The organism is Herbaspirillum sp. NPDC101397 (genome assembly GCF_044767325.1).
In the GTDB taxonomy this organism is placed as follows: Bacteria; Pseudomonadota; Gammaproteobacteria; order Burkholderiales; family Burkholderiaceae_D; genus Herbaspirillum.
Map to the genome: position 1 here is coordinate 670,121 of NZ_JBIWNS010000001.1, position 18,470 is coordinate 688,590.

The 18,470-nt window shown below is 61.4% G+C and carries 15 protein-coding genes; 11 read left to right on the forward strand and 4 right to left on the reverse strand.

Annotation, left to right across the window (positions count from 1 at the left end; all coding sequences use genetic code 11):
• Positions 1-61 precede the first annotated feature (61 nt).
• Complete coding sequence (locus tag ACIROW_RS02930; RefSeq protein ID WP_402271714.1) at positions 62-1,246, forward strand: TIGR03364 family FAD-dependent oxidoreductase; 1,185 nt, start codon at positions 62-64, stop codon at positions 1,244-1,246.
• Positions 1,247-1,298: 52 nt separating this feature from the next.
• Here ACIROW_RS02930 and ACIROW_RS02935 read toward each other — a convergent pair whose 3' ends face one another.
• Positions 1,299-2,240: a LysR substrate-binding domain-containing protein gene (locus tag ACIROW_RS02935; RefSeq protein WP_402271716.1), complete on the reverse strand. Its 942-nt coding sequence runs from the start codon at positions 2,238-2,240 to the stop codon at positions 1,299-1,301.
• A gap of 46 nt (positions 2,241-2,286) precedes the next feature.
• Positions 2,287-3,099, reverse strand: a complete 813-nt coding sequence (locus ACIROW_RS02940) for a FadR/GntR family transcriptional regulator (protein WP_402271719.1) — start codon at positions 3,097-3,099, stop codon at positions 2,287-2,289.
• Positions 3,100-3,381: 282 nt separating this feature from the next.
• Between ACIROW_RS02940 and ACIROW_RS02945 the strand changes: the two genes are divergently transcribed.
• From ACIROW_RS02945 to ACIROW_RS02960, 4 genes are all read left to right on the forward strand, one after another.
• On the forward strand, positions 3,382-4,170 hold the full coding sequence (locus ACIROW_RS02945) for an SDR family oxidoreductase (protein WP_402271722.1): 789 nt from the start codon (positions 3,382-3,384) through the stop codon (positions 4,168-4,170).
• Between the two features lie 19 nt (positions 4,171-4,189).
• Positions 4,190-5,623: an aldehyde dehydrogenase family protein gene (locus ACIROW_RS02950; RefSeq protein ID WP_402271723.1), complete on the forward strand. Its 1,434-nt coding sequence runs from the start codon at positions 4,190-4,192 to the stop codon at positions 5,621-5,623.
• A 73-nt stretch (positions 5,624-5,696) separates the two neighbouring features.
• Positions 5,697-6,455 carry an SDR family oxidoreductase gene (locus tag ACIROW_RS02955; protein WP_116432655.1) on the forward strand — a complete coding sequence of 253 codons (759 nt, stop codon included), beginning with the start codon at positions 5,697-5,699 and terminating at the stop codon, positions 6,453-6,455.
• A 198-nt stretch (positions 6,456-6,653) separates the two neighbouring features.
• Positions 6,654-7,970 carry an MFS transporter gene (locus ACIROW_RS02960; RefSeq protein WP_402271727.1) on the forward strand — a complete coding sequence of 439 codons (1,317 nt, stop codon included), beginning with the start codon at positions 6,654-6,656 and terminating at the stop codon, positions 7,968-7,970.
• A gap of 76 nt (positions 7,971-8,046) precedes the next feature.
• Here the strand turns inward: ACIROW_RS02960 and ACIROW_RS02965 are convergent, their stop codons facing one another.
• On the reverse strand, positions 8,047-8,568 hold the full coding sequence (locus ACIROW_RS02965; protein WP_402271730.1) for a hypothetical protein: 522 nt from the start codon (positions 8,566-8,568) through the stop codon (positions 8,047-8,049).
• A gap of 130 nt (positions 8,569-8,698) precedes the next feature.
• Here ACIROW_RS02965 and ACIROW_RS02970 point away from each other — a divergent pair, with 130 nt between their 5' ends.
• The 6 genes from ACIROW_RS02970 (at position 8,699) to ACIROW_RS02995 (ending at position 14,076) form a co-directional block, all read left to right on the forward strand.
• Positions 8,699-10,225, forward strand: coding sequence for a YdiU family protein (locus ACIROW_RS02970; RefSeq protein ID WP_402271733.1), 1,527 nt, complete (start codon positions 8,699-8,701; stop codon positions 10,223-10,225).
• 83 nt (positions 10,226-10,308) lie between these two features.
• On the forward strand, positions 10,309-10,707 hold the full coding sequence (msrB, locus tag ACIROW_RS02975; protein ID WP_402271736.1) for a peptide-methionine (R)-S-oxide reductase MsrB: 399 nt from the start codon (positions 10,309-10,311) through the stop codon (positions 10,705-10,707).
• Between the two features lie 63 nt (positions 10,708-10,770).
• The gene (locus ACIROW_RS02980; protein WP_402271738.1) at positions 10,771-11,391 is read left to right on the forward strand and encodes a septation protein A; all 621 of its coding nucleotides are present in this window, start codon (positions 10,771-10,773) and stop codon (positions 11,389-11,391) included.
• Complete coding sequence (locus ACIROW_RS02985; protein ID WP_116432650.1) at positions 11,388-11,663, forward strand: BolA family transcriptional regulator; 276 nt, start codon at positions 11,388-11,390, stop codon at positions 11,661-11,663. Before ACIROW_RS02980 ends, ACIROW_RS02985 begins: the two co-directional genes overlap by 4 nt.
• Before the next feature lie 86 nt (positions 11,664-11,749).
• A complete protein-coding gene (locus ACIROW_RS02990; RefSeq protein ID WP_116432649.1) occupies positions 11,750-12,526 on the forward strand; it encodes a peptidylprolyl isomerase in 777 nt (258 codons plus the stop codon).
• A gap of 431 nt (positions 12,527-12,957) precedes the next feature.
• Positions 12,958-14,076, forward strand: a complete 1,119-nt coding sequence (locus ACIROW_RS02995) for a porin (RefSeq protein WP_402271742.1) — start codon at positions 12,958-12,960, stop codon at positions 14,074-14,076.
• 141 nt (positions 14,077-14,217) lie between these two features.
• Here the strand turns inward: ACIROW_RS02995 and purL are convergent, their stop codons facing one another.
• The gene (gene purL, locus ACIROW_RS03000; protein ID WP_402271745.1) at positions 14,218-18,237 is read right to left on the reverse strand and encodes a phosphoribosylformylglycinamidine synthase; all 4,020 of its coding nucleotides are present in this window, start codon (positions 18,235-18,237) and stop codon (positions 14,218-14,220) included.
• Positions 18,238-18,470: the final 233 nt, after the last annotated feature.

Sequence of the window (18,470 nt, forward strand, 5' to 3'; positions counted from 1 at the left end):
ACCTGCCGCCCGCGCCATCTAAAGCGCGGGCGGCGCTGAACAGAAGAACGTGGAGCATCAGATGGGCAACACCAACACCAATTCCAACAAGGATCACATCGACGTCGCCGTCGTCGGCGCCGGCATACTCGGCCTGGCGCACGCCTTTGCGGCAGTCAAGCGCGGCCTGCGTGTGGTCGTGTTCGAACGCAGCTCGACGCCGATCGGCGCCTCGATCCGCAATTTCGGCATGGGCCTGGTCACCGGCCAACCGCCGGGCATCATGCTCGGCCTGGCAAAACAAAGCCGCGCACTGTGGCTGCACCTGGCGCAGCGCGCCAACTTCAGCGCACGCGAATCCGGCACCCTGCTGTTCGCCCGCACCGCTGCCGAACACGCGGTACTCGAAGAATTCATGATCGTGCGGGCGCGCCAGCACGGCTACGACGCCTCGCTGCTGGAAGGCGCACAGCTCGACACGTTGTACGGCGGCCGTTTCCGCCATCATCGCTCGGCCCTGCACGGCACCCAGGACTTGCAGCTGTATTCGCGCGAGGCGGTGCCGGCGCTGGTGTGCTACCTGCAATCGCAAGGCGTGCAATTCCATTTCAACACGCTGGTCCGGGAAGCACGCGACGGTCATCTGTCGACCACCGCCGGCGAGTTCCGCGCGGAGCGCACCATCGTCTGTTCCGGCCACGATTACCAGACGCTGTTTGCCGACAAGCTCGGCGAAATGAATCTCAAGGTATGCCGCCTGCAGATGTTGCGCGCGGCGCCGAAGGAGCGCTTGCCGCTGACGCATGCGGTCCTGACCGGTTTGTCGTGCACGCATTACGGCGCGTTCTCCGACTTGCCGAGTGCGGCCGGGGTCAATGCGGAAATCGAGGCGCAGTATCCGGTGCTGAACCGCCACGGCATCCATCTGCTGGTGAGCCCGACGCCTTATCAGGAGCTGATCATCGGCGACTCGCACTACTACGGCGTCGATGCGCCGCCGTTCAATAACGAAGAAATCGATCAGCTCATGATCGGTCTGGCGGAAGAGACGCTGGGCGTGAAACTGAACGTGCTGGAACGCTGGCAAGGCGTCTACGGCAGCAAGGGGCCGGGACCGTTCTCGGCTACAACGGTCGACGGCAAGACCACGGTGGTGCTGATGCATACCGGCATCGGCATGAGCGTAGGCCTGGCCTTGGGTGAACGGGTGATCGGCGCCTTGCTCGATGGCGCAAAGTTGCCGGATCCGGCGGTCGACAAGAACTGAAATCAACACTGTCCCGATGTGTACCGGGATAGTGATGACTCTGCAAAAACAATTACTCGCGCGCCAGTCCCTCTGCGTGCAGCCACTTGCCCTTGCGGCACAAGTCATCGGTCACATCCAGCACCAGCCGTTCCACCGCCGCCGCTGCATTGGTCAGCGGGATATTCTTAGAGGCGCACAAAGCCAAGGTGCGCGCCATGCGCTCACCGCTGATCGGCAGTGCGACCATGTCGCCGCGTTCGATTTCCGACAGCAAGGGCGCCACCGGCAAAATGGTCGCGCCGATGTCGGCGAGGATGGCCGACTTCAGGATCGCCACCGAATTGATCTCGATCACGTTGGCGAGCGACATGCCCTGCGCGCGCACGATGTTTTCGATGCGCGGCCGCACGCCGTGCTGCAATCCGGGCAGGATCAGCGGCGCCTTGATGGCCTGCGCCAGCGTGACCGATTTTTTCTTGCCGGCGCCGTATTGCGAATCGGCGCGCGTGATGTACATCATCTCTTCTTCCACCATCGGCGTGCTGGCGAATGGCGACAACTGGCCGTCATCGAACAGCACCGCCAGGTTGATGCGGCCCGACTTGAGCTGGACGATCAGGTTGCCGGTCAGCTCTTCGGTGAGCAGCAAGGTGATTTCCGGATAGGTGGCGCGAATGGCGGTCAGCAGCGGCAGAGCCAGCGCACCCGAGACGCTTTGCGGAATGCCGAGCGCCACGGTGCCGGACGGCTTGTCGTTGGATTGCGCCACCGCCGATTTAGCATCGGTGACCTGCTTGAGGATGGCTTGCGCGTGTTCGTAGAAGGTCTTGCCGGCGTCCGTGGCAATGACGCCTTGCGCGGAACGATGCAGCAATTGCGCTTCAAGTTCTTCTTCCAGCTGACGAACCTGCTGCGTCAGCGCCGGCTGGGCGATGTGCAGCACGCGCGCCGCGCGCGACAGCGAGCCGTGATCAACGATGGCGACGAAATATCTGAGTTGGCGCAATTCCATGCAGACGGATCCGATTCAGGTTGTTGTTTTAAGTTGTTATTTTTAATTACAAGCCGGGACGACTGTTGAACATGCGGCTGCGCGCATTTTCGATATGCCCGCGCATGGCCCGGCGCGCGCCTTCAGCGTCCTGGCGCTTGATCAGCTCGAAGATGTTGCGATGCTCGTCCATGGCATCCTGGGTACGCTTCCACGGCTGGATGTGCATCAGGTGGCGCAGCATATTGACGGCGTGGCTGACGTCGTATTCCAGCGTCTTCAACACCTGCACGAAGCGCAGGTTGGCGGTTGCCGTGGCGATCGCCTCGTGAAAGGCGAAATCGAAATGGTGGGCAATGCCGCCGACGGCGTTGGCCTCTTCAAACCCGGTCAGCAACTCGTCCATCCGGGTCAGGTCGGCGGTGCTGCGGCGCAGGGCCGCCATGTAGGCGCATTCGGGCTCGACCACCATGCGCAGCTCGAGGCCGTTCATGATGTGGCCGATGCGCTCGGACGGCTCGGCTGTGGCGGACTTGCCGGCGACCCCGGGACTGTCCATGACGTAGGTGCCGGAGCCGCGCCGCGATTCGACCAACTGGTCTTCGCGCAGCCGGTCGAGCGCCTGGCGCACAATGGGACGCGAGACGTCGAACAGCGTCGCCAGGTCGTTTTCCGACGGCAGACGGCTGCCGACGCTGATCTTGCCTTCGACGATGGCGTGGAACAGGTTTTCGTAGACGCGTTCGGCAAAACGCTCCTGGCGCACCGGACCTAGGCCGGCGGCAGCCAGTGCGAGCGCATCGGTGGACAGTTGGGTGCGGATGCTGACGACTTTGGCGTCTTGCTTTTCCTGCGGCTGGTCGGCCGGCGATTTCGGCATGGCGGGTCTCCGATGGCGATGTTCTGATGATTGCGCATGGTAGCGTATTTGCGCCGCGGCCATAAGCCCTCCTTATGGGCCTTTCGTGGCATTGCCGCCATCCAATAAGTAGTAATATCAATTGACATCTTTTGGCGATCAAACTACATTGACCCCAGACGAGGCAGCGGCGGGATCTTCCGACCGGCTGCCCATAAAACAAAAACGACAGGAGACAGACGGTCCGGCTCAATGGCTGCGACGGTGATATCTTTTGCCGTCCATTGTTTATCAAAGCCAATCATGAATAAGCCTTACAGTCAGCCTTACCTCGAACAGTTTTCGCTTGCAGGAAAGACCGTACTCGTCACCGGCGCAGCGCGCGACATCGGCTTGGAAATCGCCCGGGCCATGGCGGGCAGCGGCGCCCATGTGATTCTCAACGGCCGCAGCGCAGAGACCTTGGCAAGCGCTGTGCAAAGCCTGACGACGCAAGGCTTGTCAGCCAGCGCTCTCGCCTTCGACGTGACCGACAAAGCCGCCGTCAAGGATGCCTTTGCCCGCATCGCCAAGGAACATGGCGGCCTCGACGTGCTGGTCAACAATGCCGGCGTGCGCAACCGCAAGCCGCTGCTCGAATTCAGCGACGACGACATCGTCGCCATGCTGGAGACCAACCTGATCGCCGGCTATACGCTGTCGCGCGAAGCAGCGCGCCTGATGGTGCCGAACAAGCGCGGCCGCCTGATTACCGTGACCTCGATTGCCGGCCAGATCGCACGCTCCGGCGACGCGGTCTACACCGGCGCCAAGGCCGGGCTGACCGGCATGATGCGCGCGCTGGCCGCTGAATACGGTCCGCTGGGCATCACCAGCAACGCGATTGCACCCGGCGGCGTGGCCACCGAAGCCAATGCCGCCTCAATCGCCGATCCAAAAATCAACGCCCATTTCGCCACGCGCACGCCGCTGGGGCGCTGGGCGCAGCCGGCGGAAATCGCCGGCGCCGCCGTGTTCCTCGCTTCCAACGCCGCCTCCTACGTCAACGGCCACGTCCTGTACGTGGATGGCGGCATGTCGATTGCCATGTAAATCAAAGGACCTTGAAACCATGAAACAGCACTTCATCAACAATCGCTGGACCGCGCCGTCTTCGGGCGAAAGCATTCCCGTCATCGATCCTTCCGACGGCGAAGTTTTCGAATCGCTGGCGCGCGGCAACGCCGCCGACATCGACCTCGCGGTACAAGCAGCGCGCAAGGCCTATGACAACGTCTGGAGCCGCACCAGCGCCGCCGACCGCAGCCGCCTGATGATGAAGCTGTCGCAAAAGCTGGCCGAGCACCAGGAAGAACTGGCGCAACTGGAAGCGCGCGACTGCGGCAAGCCTTTCAAGCAGGCGCGCGCCGATGCCGCCGCCATCGTGCGCTATTTCGAGTTCTATGCGGGCGCGGCCGACAAGCTGCATGGCGAGACGATTCCCTACCAGACCGGCTACACCGTGCTGACGCTGCGTGAGCCGCATGGCGTCACCGCGCACATCGTGCCGTGGAATTACCCGATGCAGATCTTCGGCCGCTGCGTCGGCGGCGCCCTCGCCGCCGGCAACACCTGCGTGGTCAAACCCGCCGAAGACGCCTGCCTGTCGCTGCTGCGTGTGGCGGAGCTGGCGGCCGAAGTCGGCTTTCCCGAAGGCGTGCTCAATATCGTCACCGGCTACGGCCATGAAGCCGGCGACCTGCTGGTCAAGCATGCCGACATCGATCACGTCTCCTTCACCGGTTCGCCCAACGTCGGCAAGATCGTCGTGCGCGCGGCCGCCGAACATCACACGCCGGTCACGCTAGAGCTGGGCGGCAAGTCGCCGCAGGTGGTGTTTGCAGACGCCGACTTCGACGCCATGCTGCCGGTGATCGTCAACGCCATCGTGCAGAACTCCGGACAGACCTGTTCCGCCGGCAGCCGCCTGCTGGTCCAGCGCAGTGCGTACGAACAGGTACTGGAACGGGTCGGCGCCGCTTTCGGCAAATTGCGCGTCGGCTCGGCGGCGATGGATCTCGACTGCGGCCCGCTGATCCGCAAGACGCAACAGGAACGCGTGGCCGGTTTCCTGCGCGACGCCGCCGACAGCAAGATCCCGGTGGTGGCGCAAGGCCGCATCGCCGACGGCGCGCCGGCAGGCGGTTTCTACCAGGCGCCGACCTTGTTGCGCGACGTGCCGATTCAACACCGTCTGGCGCAGGAAGAAGTGTTCGGCCCGGTGCTGGCGGCGATGTCGTTTGAAGACGAAGCCGACGCCATCCGCCTCGCCAACGGCACCGATTTCGGCTTGGTTGCAAGTGTGTGGACGCGCGACGGCGGACGCCAGTTCCGCCTGGCGCGGGCGATCCGCAGCGGCCAAGTCTTCATCAACAACTATGGTGCGGGCGGCGGCGTCGAGTTGCCGTTCGGCGGCGTCAAGGCCAGCGGCCACGGACGCGAAAAAGGTTTCGAAGCGCTGTACGGCTTCACGGTCCTGAAGACCATCGCCATCAAACACGACTAGTACACGCCTGTACACGCCTGTACACGATTAAATACACGACTAAAAAAACCATTCAACACCACAAGGAGAAGACATGCGACTCAAAGACAAAGTAGCCATCGTGACCGGCGCCGGTTCGGGTTTCGGCGAAGGCATCGCCAAGAGCTATGCGCGCGAAGGTGCGCGCGTACTGGTGGCCGACATCAATGAAGCCGGCGGCAAGCGCGTCGTCGACGACATCGTCGCGGCAGGCGGACAGGCCCGTTTCATCAAGACCGACGTCTCCAAGAGTGCCGATACGGCGGCGATGCTGGCCGCTGCGCTGGAGGCTTTCGGCGGCGTGCATATCGTCGTCAACAACGCCGGCACCACCCACCGCAATCGTCCGATGCTGGAAATCGAGGAGGACGAGTTCGAACGCGTCTATGCGATCAACGTGAAGAGCATCTTCCTTAGTGCGAAGACCTTCGTGCCCTATTTCCGCAAGGTCGGCGGCGGCGCCTTCATCAACATCGCCTCGACTGCCGGTATCCGCCCGCGTCCGGGCCTGACCTGGTACAACGGCAGCAAGGGCGCGGTCATCACCACCAGCAAGTCGATGGCGGCCGAACTCGGCCCGGACAACATCCGCGTCAACTGCGTCAATCCGGTGATCTCGGCTACCGGCCTGCTGACCGAATTCATGGGCGTACCCGACACCCCGGAAAATCGCAAGAAATTCACCGCGACGATTCCGCTGGGCCGCTTCTCGACGCCGGACGACATCGCCAACGCCTGCCTGTACCTGGGTTCGGATGAAGCGTCGTTCATTACCGGCGCCTGCCTGGAAGTCGATGGCGGTCGCTGCGTGTAGTCAAGCACAAGACCGGCTGTAAGCGTTTTGTCAGTGATGAAACGCTTTACGCTAAATCGGCGAAATTTGTGCCTATAATCACGCTGCAATAAAAAACAAGAACCAAAAAACACAATCAGTACTTAATAAGGCCAGTCCACGAGACTGGCTTTTCATAACAACAAGACTGATCCATTTTTAATACGTATGGAGTGAGACATGTCGTATACCCCAGCACAAGGCGTCGCTGCGTCGCCCGGCACCGATGTATCGTTTGAAGAAGCGACTTTTTCCAAAGTCACATGGCGTCTGCTTCCGCTGCTTTTCCTCTGCTATGTTGCTTCTTATCTGGACCGCGTCAACGTCGGTTTCGCCAAGCTGCAAATGCTGCAGGACCTGAAGTTCAGTGAAACCGTGTATGGCCTTGGCGCCGGCATTTTCTTCATCGGCTATTTCATCTTTGAAGTCCCCAGCAACATCATCCTGCACAAGGTCGGTGCACGGCTCTGGATCGCGCGCATCATGATCACCTGGGGCATCATTTCGGGCGCCATGATTTTCGTGACGACGCCGGAAATGTTCTACGTCATGCGCTTCCTGCTGGGCGTGGCCGAAGCCGGCTTCTTCCCCGGCGTGATCTTGTACCTGACCTATTGGTATCCGTCGCATCGCCGCGGCAAGATCACCGCGTTGTTCATGACCGGCATCGCCATCTCGGGCGTCATCGGCGGCCCGCTGTCGGGCTGGATCATGCATGCCTTCCCAGGCGTGCACGGCCTGACCGGCTGGCAATGGATGTTCATCATCGAAGCGATCCCGTCGCTGGTGCTGGGCGTGGTCGTGATCTTTTACCTGAAGGACCGCATCCGCGACGCCGACTGGCTGAGCGAAGATGAAAAGCGCCTGCTGGAATCGCAGATCGCACAGGAACAGTCCGAGAAGATTGAAGTCTCGCTGGGCCAGATGTTCGCCGACGGCAAGGTATGGCTGAGCGCGATCATCTACTTCTGCTTCGTGATGGGCCTGTATGGCGTGAGCTTCTGGCTGCCGACCATCATCAAGACCACCGGCGTCACGGACCCGCTGAATATCGGCTTGCTGACCGCGATTCCTTACGCTGTCGCCGCTGTCGCGATGATCATGATCGGCCGTAGCGCCGACCAGCATCGCGAACGTCGCTGGCACGTCGCCATCCCGGCATTCCTGGGCTGCGTCGGCCTGCTGTTCAGCACGGTCTACGATCACAACACCTTGCTGGCGATGGCTTCGCTGACATTGGCTGCGGTCGGCATCCTGACCACGCTGCCCTTGTTCTGGAGCCTGCCGACGGCGTTCCTGAGCGGCGCTGCGGCGGCTGCCGGTATCGCGCTGATCAACTCGCTGGGCAACCTGGCCGGTTTCGTCAGCCCTTACCTGGTCGGCTGGCTGAAAGACGCCACCCAAAGCACCAACACCGGCATGTACGTACTGGCGGCGTCATTGTTGCTGGGCGGGCTGCTGACGCTGGCGGTGCCGGCCAAGCTGGTCAACAAGTAAGACGGCATCCTCAATAAGAAACGGCGGAGCCCGCAAGGGACTCCGCCGTTTTTTTATGCGCCCGCTTTGCGTGGCTTCAGCGCGCCAGCCGGCGCCAGATTGCATCCAGCACGTTGTTCAGTTCGGCGCCCTGCGCCTGGATCGCGCCCAAGCCGTACTCCTTGCGCCGCACGCCGCCATCGAACAGTTCAAGCGCCCATACCGCATCCGTGCTGCGTTGAAGCGGCAAGGCTTCAGGCAGGCTCCAGACCGCATTCATCAGCGGCACGATAACGGCCAGGTCGTCGTCGCTCAGCTGCACCGTACGGCTTTGCACCAGCGCCGGCTTTTCGGTCGGACTTTTCAGCTGGGTGATGAAGCGCGTCATGCTGCGCCGGTCGAGATCGACTGCCGACCAGTAACCGACCGTCGTGCCGAATGCGCCCTGGGAAATGACCACGCCGCGCGCAGGCGTCATTTCAGCCGGCACGGTGACTGCGCACTCGCCGCAGACATGCGCCTTGACCGGGGCATAGGCTGGAACCTCGGCAAAGGCGTTGCCTGTCAGGAAGGCAAGCAACAGGACATGACTACGGATGCGGCTGGGTAATGTGCTCATGATGGAGGACTCGCGGTGAAGGTTTGGCGGGATGGTCTCACATCCTCCGAAGAAATGCCGGACCTAGTGCGCCCTGAACTCCAGCCCAAACTGCAGCCTCATCCGATGGCCTGCCCGCTTCTCTGTCAAAATGGCGGATTCTTTGTGCTGGCCCAAGTTCATGAACGCACCCGTCACCCCGTCCGGCAATATCGATCCCGCCGCGCTGCCCTTTGCCAATGCTTTTGCGGAATTGCCGCCGGCGTTCTTCACACGCCTGCAACCGACGCCATTGCCGCAGCCATATCTGGTCGGCGTCAGTGCGGACGCCGCTGCGCTGATCGGCATCGATGCTGCGACCGCCGACAGCGAGGACTTCATCGACGTCTTCACCGGCAACGTCATCGCGCAGCACTCCAAGCCGTTAGCGGCCGTGTATTCCGGCCACCAGTTCGGCGTGTGGGCCGGGCAACTTGGCGATGGCCGCGCGATCCTGCTGGGCGACCTGCCGGCACGCGATGGCGGCCGCATGGAGATCCAGCTCAAGGGCGCCGGGCAGACGCCCTATTCGCGCATGGGCGACGGCCGCGCCGTGCTGCGCTCGTCGATCCGCGAATTCCTGTGTTCCGAAGCCATGGCCGGCCTCGGCATCCCGACCACACGCGCATTGTGCGTGACCGGATCGGATCAGCAAGTCCGGCGCGAGACGCTGGAAACCACGGCGGTGGTCGCACGCATGTCGCCCAGCTTCATCCGCTTCGGCTCGTTCGAACACTGGTACTACAACAAGCGCCACGATGAACTGAAACTGCTGGCCGACAACGTCATCGCCAATTTCTATCCCGAATTGCTCGGCGCCGACAATCCCTATCGTGCGCTGCTGACCGAAGTCACGCGCCGTACGGCGCACCTGATGGCGCACTGGCAGGCGGTCGGCTTCATGCACGGCGTGATGAACACCGACAACATGTCCATCCTCGGCCTGACGCTGGATTACGGCCCCTTCGGTTTCATGGAGGCCTTCGATGCGCGCCACATCTGCAACCACACTGACCAACAAGGGCGCTATTCGTACCAGATGCAGCCGCGCATCGGCCAGTGGAACTGCTTTGCGCTGGGTCAGGCGCTGCTGCCACTGATCGACAGCGTGGAAGAGACCGAAGCCGCGCTGGGCCAATACGAGGCTGAATTCGCGGCAAAGAACGATGACTTGCTGCACGCAAAACTCGGCCTGGCGACCCGTCAGGCTGACGACGACAAACTGTTCGAGTCCATGTTCGCCATCCTGCAGGCCGGCCATGTCGATTTCACATCGTTCTTCCGCCGCCTGAGCGATCTGCATGCGGCCGACAAGGGTGGCGATGAACCATTGCGCGATCTGTTCATCGAACGAGCTTCCTTCGATGCCTGGGCCGAACAATACCGCGCCCGCCTGCAACAGGAAAACAGCATTGATGCCGCACGGAAACTTGCAATGGATGCAAGCAACCCCAAATACGTGCTAAGGAATTACCTGGCGCAAGTCGCCATCGACAAGGCGCAGAACAAGGACTTCTCGGAGGTCGCCAAGCTGCAGGAAATCCTGCGCCGGCCTTTCGACGAGCAGCCGGAACACGACAAGTACGCCGACCTGCCGCCGGACTGGGCCAGCCATCTGGAAGTCAGCTGCTCCTCGTGAGCGTAAGATTGTCCGGCGCCGCGCGACCAAGCCATATGCACCGCATTCAAAAATATTCATCACCCTTGCCAAGGAGCCTCTCCATGACTGCCAAAATTCAAAAAACCGATGCCGAATGGCGCGCCCAACTGGACACCATGGAATACCAGGTGACCCGCCATGCAGCCACCGAGCGCGCATTCACCGGTAAATTCTGGGACCATCACGAAGCCGGCATCTACACCTGCGTCTGCTGCAATACGCCCTTGTTCGCCTCCGACACCAAGTTCGATTCGGGTTGCGGCTGGCCCAGCTATTTCAAGGCGCTCGACCCGGCCAACGTGCGCGAGATCGTCGACAAGAGCCATGGCATGATCCGCACCGAAATCGTCTGCAACGTCTGCGATGCGCATCTGGGACATGTGTTCCCCGACGGCCCGCCGCCGACCGGCTTGCGCTACTGCATCAATTCGGCTTCATTGCGCTTTGATCCGGCCACCTGATAAGCTGCGGGTCTGTATCATCCTGCGGCATCCGCCCATCTACTTTTAAAAAGACTCACGCACATGAAGTTCTTGTTCGACCTGTTTCCCGTCATCCTCTTCTTTGGCGTATTCAAATGGGGGGAAGGCCATGCCGACGCCGCCCAGGGCCTGGTGTCGCAGTACCTGTCGGGCGTGATGTCCGGCGGCACGGCAACGGCCACGCTGGCGCCGATTCTACTGGCTACGGCGGTCGCCATCGTCGCCTCGCTGGCGCAGATCGGTTACCTGCTGGCGCGCCGCAAGAAGGTCGACGGCATGCTGTGGGTGTCGCTGGCCATCATCGTGGTATTCGGCGGCGCCACCATCTACTTCCGTGACGACACGTTCATCAAATGGAAGCCGACCATTCTGTACTGGTGCTTCGCGGTCGCCTTGCTGGTCAGCCAACTTTTCTTCAAGAAGAATCTGATCCGCACAACGATGGAAAAACAGGTTTCCCTGCCTGAGCCGGTGTGGGTCAAGCTGAACCTGGCGTGGTCGGTTTTCTTCCTCGCGATGGGCTTGCTCAATCTGTATGTGGCATTCAATTACACGCTCGACGTCTGGGTCAATTTCAAGATGTTCGGCAGCATGGGGCTGATGTTCGCTTTCATCATCGCGCAGAGCGTGTTCCTGTCGAAATACATGAAGGACGCGGAATGAGCGCGCGGCCGGATGTCATCCGCGAACGGCTGCTTGCCGCCTTCACCCCGAGCGAGTGTCTGGTGGAAGACGAATCCGCCCTGCATGCCGGTCATGCGGGCGCTGCGTCGGGCGGCGGGCACTATCGCGTACGCCTGATTTCAGCCGCTTTTGAGGGGAAAAATCGTTTAATTCGGCATCGGCTGGTGTATGATTGCCTGGCTGACATGATGCACAAGGATATACACGCACTGGCCATCACGGCTATCGCACCATCAGAAATAGCGAACTAACAAGACTATCCCCCCTCTTATATCTCTCACTTCCTAGCTTGTTAGCTATTAGTTACCTTATTACCTCCATTTTTTAGGATTCGATAATGACATTCAAACCTGCTCGTTTGCTGGTACTGCTGTTTGCAGCCGCTGCTCTGCCTGTCATGGCGCAAAACCTGGCCGTCGTAAACGGCAAGTCCATCCCATCGTCGCGTGCCGACGCCATGGTCAAGCAAATGACTGCACAAGGTCAGCCTGACAGTCCGCAACTGCGCGGCGCCGTCAAGGAAGAGCTGATCAACCGCGAAATCCTGATGCAGGAAGCCGACAAGCAAGGCCTGAGCAACAACGCCGACGTCAAGAACCAGCTCGAACTGGCGCGCCAGGGTATCGTCATCCGCGCCCTGATCGGCGACTATCTGAAGAAGCATCCGGTTGCAGACGCCGACATCAAGGCCGAGTACGACAAGTTCAAGGCGCAAGCCGGCGACAAGGAATACCACGCGCGCCACATCCTGGTCGACAAGGAAGAAGACGCGAAGGCAATCATCGCCAAGCTGAAGGCCGGCACCAAGTTTGAAGACCTGGCCAAGCAATCGAAGGACACCGGTTCCGCAGCCAACGGCGGCGATCTGGACTGGGCCACGCCTGCTTCGTTCGTGAAGCCGTTCTCCGACGCCATGGTTGCACTGAAGAAGGGTGAAGTCACCGACACACCTGTCAAGACCCAATTCGGTTACCACGTGATCAAGCTGGAAGACACACGTCCGGCCAAGGTCCCGACCCTGGAAGAAGTGAAGCCGCAAATCGCTGAAGCACTGCAACAGAAGAAGCTGCAGGCTTATCAGGAAGAACTGCGCAAGAAAGCCAAGGTTCAATAAGACTCAGTAGTACCCCGCATCATCTCGTGGCGCGCGCAAGCGTTCCGCGGACCGAAAAAAACGCCCTGCCGGAAACGGTTTGGGCGTTTTTTTAATTTTAAGGCCTTGTTTTTTGATTTCTACAAAAAATGACGCTTCATGCGTAAAAAACCAAAAAAAATTACCATCCGTGCGCGAAACACGCATTTCAGTCAATAAGGATGAGGAAATTATTTACGCATTTACCGAAAAACGACAAAAAACACCGTTGCCGCCGATTTCCTTTTTCAGCGGAAAAACGTCCTGATATTCTTGCGCCTTGCCTCTATCGGGGCGACGCCGCGCACCAACATTCAAAAGCAAGCGCGACGATGAAAGGCAGGAGGCAGCCGGTACACGATACCGTGCACGCTCCCTGCCATCCATAACAGATGCAAGTTCAGGAGATATAAATGAAAAAAACTTACCTGGCCCTGGCTATTGCAGGTCTGACCTGCACCAGCGCCTTCGCACAGTCCAACGTCACCATCTACGGTATCGTCGACACCAGCATCCACTACCTCAGCAACGCCAATGCCCAGGGCAACAGCAACGTTCGCGTGGATAACGGCGCGATTGCCAATAGCCGTATCGGCTTCAAGGGTACCGAAGATCTGGGTGGCGGCCTGAAAGCCATGTTCCAGCTGGAAAACGGCTTCAGCAGCGATAACGGCGCCATGCTGCAAGGCGGCTCACTGTTCGGCCGTCAATCGTGGGTTGGCCTGCAAGGCAGTTTGGGCAAGCTCCGTGTGGGTCGTCAGAACACCCCTCTGTTCGATCTGCTGGCCGATCATTTCGACCCGCTGACCGTCGGCAACTATGCAAGCAACTCCTGGCTGCCGGCCGCCGGCACCCTGATTCGCACTCCCAACATGCTGCGCTATGACAACGACTTCGGTCCGGTGTCGGCTTCGGTCAGCTGGGCGTTCGGTGAGCAGGCCGGTTCGCTGCGCACGGGCAGCCAGTTCAGCAGCGCCTTGCGTTATACCGTCGGCGGCTTCGCGATCGGCGGCGGCTACCAGCAAACCGTCAGCGCCACCAATTCCAGCTACAAGGACAAGGTCTGGAACCTGTCGGCGTCTTATGACTTCGGCCCGGCCAAGGTATTCGGCGGCTGGTTCAACATCAAGGACCAAACCGGCCTGACCGGCGCCTATATGGCTGCCGACAGCGATGTCGGCACCGGCTGGACCACCGCGACCACGGTAGCGGCAACTCCAGGCAACCAGCGCAAGGATAATGGCTTCTTCCTGGGCAGCAGCTACAAGGCCACCAGCGCCCTGACCCTGACGGGCGCGTTCTACTACGACAAGAGCAAGAACGTGTCGTACACCGGCTTGGGCAACGTCGGCGACGGCAAGCGTTATGCCGTGGTCGGTTGGGCCGACTATGCGCTGTCCAAGCGCACCCAGCTGTACACCACGATCGACTACAACAAGGCCCGCGACGCAGCCGTGTACGAGTTGACCAACTCGGCATCTGGCAAGAACAGCGTGACCACTGTCGGCGTCGGTATCCGTCACATTTTCTGATCCGGCCTGACGCGCGCCGCCTGCTTTACACAGCAGGCGGCGCAAGTCAGACGGCGTCAGAAAGCAAAAAGCGCAGTTCCTTCCGGAACTGCGCTTTTTTTATTGCGTTCGCTTTTTGCAGCGGGGGGCCGTCAGCCTACGTCAGCCCACCCACTTGCGCGCATTCCGGAACATGCGCATCCATGGCGAATCCTCGCCCCAGCCCTCCGGGTGCCAGGACTGCGTCACACTGCGGAACACGCGTTCGGCATGCGGCATCAGCACGTTGAAACGGCCATCCGGCGTGGTCACCGAGGTGATGCCTTGCGGCGAGCCGTTCGGGTTGTACGGATAGGCTTCGGTCACTGCGCCCTTGTTGTCGATGAAGCGCATCGCCACCAGCGCCTTGTTGACGTCGCCGGTCAGCGAGAAGTCGGCAAAGCCTTCGCCGTGCGCGACCGCGATCGGCGTTTGCGTGCCGGCCATGCCTTGCAGGAAGATCGACGGCGAGTCCTGCACTTCGACCATCGAGAAGCGCGCTTCGAATTGCTCCGACTTGTTGCGCGTGAACTTCGGCCAGTCCTGCGCGCCCGGGATGATCGATTTCAGGTTGCTCATCATCTGGCAGCCGTTGCAGATGCCCAGCGAGAACGTGTCCTGGCGTTGGAAGAATTGCGAGAACTGCTCCGCCAGTTGCGCGTTGAACAGGATGGTCTTGGCCCAGCCTTCGCCGGCGCCAAGCACGTCGCCGTAGGAGAAGCCGCCCACTGCAATCAGGCCCTTGAAATCGTCCAGCTTGGCGCGGCCGGCAATCAGGTCGCTCATGTGCACGTCGACCGACTCAAAGCCGGACTTGTGCATCACGTAGGCGGTTTCGATATGCGAATTGACGCCCTGCTCGCGCAGGATCGCCACGCGCGGACGCGCACCGATGTTAAGGAACGGCGCCGCGATGTCTTCCTGCGGATCGAACGTCAGCTTCGGTGTGATGCCTGGATCGGCGAGGTCCAGCAGGCGCTCGTATTCAGCGTCGGCGCAGGCCGGATTGTCGCGCAGGCGCGCGATGCGCCAGCTGGTTTCGCTCCACAGGCGATGCAGTGCGCTGCGCGGCTGGCTGTAGATGTTCTTGGCGTCGCGCATGAACTCGATCACGTCGCGATTGTTCGGCTTGCCGATGATGTGGCTGCAGGCCCCCAGGTTATAAGTGCGCAGCACGTTCATGACTTCCGACTTCTGGTCGGCGCGCACCTGGATCACCGCGCCCAGCTCTTCGTTGAACAAGGCCCGCAGCGTCAGTTCGTTGCGGCGTTCGCCAACTTGCGCGGTCCAGTTCTTGGAGTCGCCCCAATCGGCGGCATGTTCGCTCTCCATGGCCAGGATGTCGAGGTTGATCGACAGGCCGCTGCGACCGGCAAAGGCCATTTCCGCCAGCGTGGCGAACAGGCCGCCATCGGAACGGTCATGGTAAGCCAGCAACTGGCCTTCCTTGTTCAATTGCTGGATCGCGGCGAAGAAGCCCTTGAGGTCTTCGGCGCTGTCGACGTCCGGCGTTTCGTTGCCGATCTGTTGCATGACCTGGGTCAGAGCGGATGCGCCCATGCGGTTCTTGCCGCGACCGAGGTCGATGGCGATCAGCACGGTGTCGCCCAGGTCGGTGCGAATCTGCGGCGTCAGCGTGCGGCGTACGTCTTGCACCGGTGCGAACGAGGATACGATCAGCGACACCGGCGACATCACGGACTTCGCGGCGCCGTCATCTTTCCACGTTGTGCGCATCGACAGCGAATCCTTGCCGACCGGGATCGACACGCCCAGCGCCGGGCACAATTCCATGCCGATGGCCTTGACGGTGTCGAACAGTGCGGCGTCCTGACCAGGCTGGCCACAAGCCGCCATCCAGTTGGCCGACAGCTTGATGTCGGAAATCTTGTCAATCGCCGCAGCGGCGATGTTGGTGATCGCTTCGCCGACCGCCATGCGGCCCGACGCAGCGGCGTTGATCACCGCCAGCGGCGTGCGCTCGCCCATCGCCATTGCTTCGCCGAGATAGCCTTCCAGGCTCATTGCGGTGACGGCGCAGTCAGCGACAGGCACCTGCCACGGACCGACCATCTGGTCGCGCACGGTCATGGCGCCGACGCTGCGGTCGCCGATGGTGATCAGGAAGGATTTGTCGGCCACTGTCGGCAGGCGCAGCACGCGGTGCGACACTTCCACCAAATCCATGCCGGTCAGATCGACCGGCGGCAATTCCACTGCAACGTGCTTGACGTCGCGGTGCATCTTGGGCGGCTTGCCCAGCAGCACGTCCATCGGCATGTCAACCGGGTTGTTGTTCTGCTCGGCGTCGACCAGCTTCAACTGGCGCTCTTCCGTGGCAGTGCCGACCACGGCGAACAGGCAGCGCTCGCGCTCGCACAGGTAGCGGAACAGCGGCAGTTGCTCAGGCGCGATCGCCAGCACATAGCGTTCCTGCGATTCATTGCTCCAGATTTCCTTCGGCGCCAGGCCGCTCTCTTCCAGCGGAATCTTGCGCAGGTCGAAAATCGCGCCACGCTTGGCGTCGTTGGTGATTTCCGGGAATGCGTTCGACAGGCCGCCGGCGCCGACGTCATGGATCGACAGGATGGGATTGTCGTCGCCCATGGTCCAGCAGGCGTTGATGACTTCCTGCGCGCGGCGTTCCATTTCGGGATTGCCGCGTTGCACCGAGTCAAAGTCCAGGTCCGCCGTATTGGCGCCGGTTGCCATCGACGACGCAGCGCTGCCGCCCATGCCGATGCGCATGCCGGGACCGCCCAGCTGGATCAACAGGCTGCCGACCGGCAGGTCGTTCTTCTTGGTGTGCTTGGCGTTGATGCTGCCGATGCCGCCGGCGATCATGATGGGCTTGTGATAACCCTGCACGTTGCCGCCGACATTTTGTTCGTAGGTGCGGAAATAGCCGCCCAGGTTGGGACGGCCGAATTCGTTGTTGAACGCGGCGCCGCCAAGCGGGCCGTCAATCATGATCTGCAAGGGCGAAGCGATGCGATCGGGCTTGCCGTAGATGCCGCCTTGCGCGAGTGCATCGCGCTGTGCCGGCGCTTGCGCGACGTCGCGGGCGTTTTCCCACGGCTGCACGGCATGCGTGACCATCAGGTTGGAGACGGTGAAGCCGGTCAGGCCTGCCTTCGGCTTGGCGCCGCGGCCGGTTGCGCCTTCATCGCGGATTTCGCCGCCGGCGCCGGTGGAGGCGCCCGGGAATGGCGAAATCGCGGTCGGGTGATTATGCGTCTCGACCTTCATCAGGATGTGGGTCAGTTCGTCCGATGCTTCGTAGACGTTGCCCTTGGCCGCACCGCGCTGGTAGAAGCGCGAGATGTTGGCGCCTTCGATCACGGACGAGTTGTCGCTGTAGGCGACCACGGTGCCTTCCGGATGCAGCTCGTGGGTGTTGCGGATCATGCCGAACAGCGACTTGCTTTGCTTCTCGCCGTCGATGGTCCAGTCGGCGTTGAAAATCTTGTGGCGGCAGTGTTCGCTGTTGGCCTGCGCGAACATCATCAGTTCGACGTCGGTAGGATTGCGCTGGGCGCGGGTGAAGGCGTCGACCAGATAGTCGATCTCGTCGTCGGACAGGGCCAGGCCGAGTTCGGTATTGGCGTTTTCCAGCGCCGCTTTGCCGCCGGCCAGCAGGTCGATGAATTCCAGCGGCTTGGCTTGCAGCTCGCTGAACAGGCCTGCCGCTTCCTGCGGCGTGCGCAGGACCATGTCGGTCATCCGGTCGTGCAGCAGTGCGGCGACTGCAGCGATACTGGCCTCGCCGAGCTTCTTGGCGCCGCCCAGCAGGCCGCTCTTGACCTGCACGTGATAGGCGATGCCGCGCTCGATGCGGTGAATGTTCGCCATGCCGCAGTTGCGGGCGATGTCAGTGGCCTTGCTGGCCCACGGCGAAATGGTGCCGAAGCGCGGGATCACCACGAATTCGTCACCCTCGGCGGCGCCGCTGAACGGCTCGCCGTAGGTCAGCAAACCGTCGAGGCGATCCTGGTCTTGTTGCGACACCTCACCGACTGCGTCGATGAAATGGATGAAGCGTCCGGTCACGCCCGTGATGGCGGCGTCGACAGCTTGCAGTTGGGACAGGAGGCGTTGGGTGCGGAAGGCGGAAAGGGCATTGGAGCCCGGCAGAATCAGCATGGCAGGAAGTCAGGATTTGGCGGTGGAATCGAGTCGCATCAGGTCCGGAGCGTTAGGGCCTGTTAACAATTAATTTGCGAGATGCGTTGCTGCCAGAAAGCGTGCTGGCAAGGCGCGTGGCGCAGCAGCTGGTGGGCCCACCTGCAAGCCATGCAACGCCGCCAGCGCGCTTTCTGGCAGCAACCCTTCGGGAACGGCTGCAGGCGTCGCCTGTCGTTGTTGCAGCTCCTTGC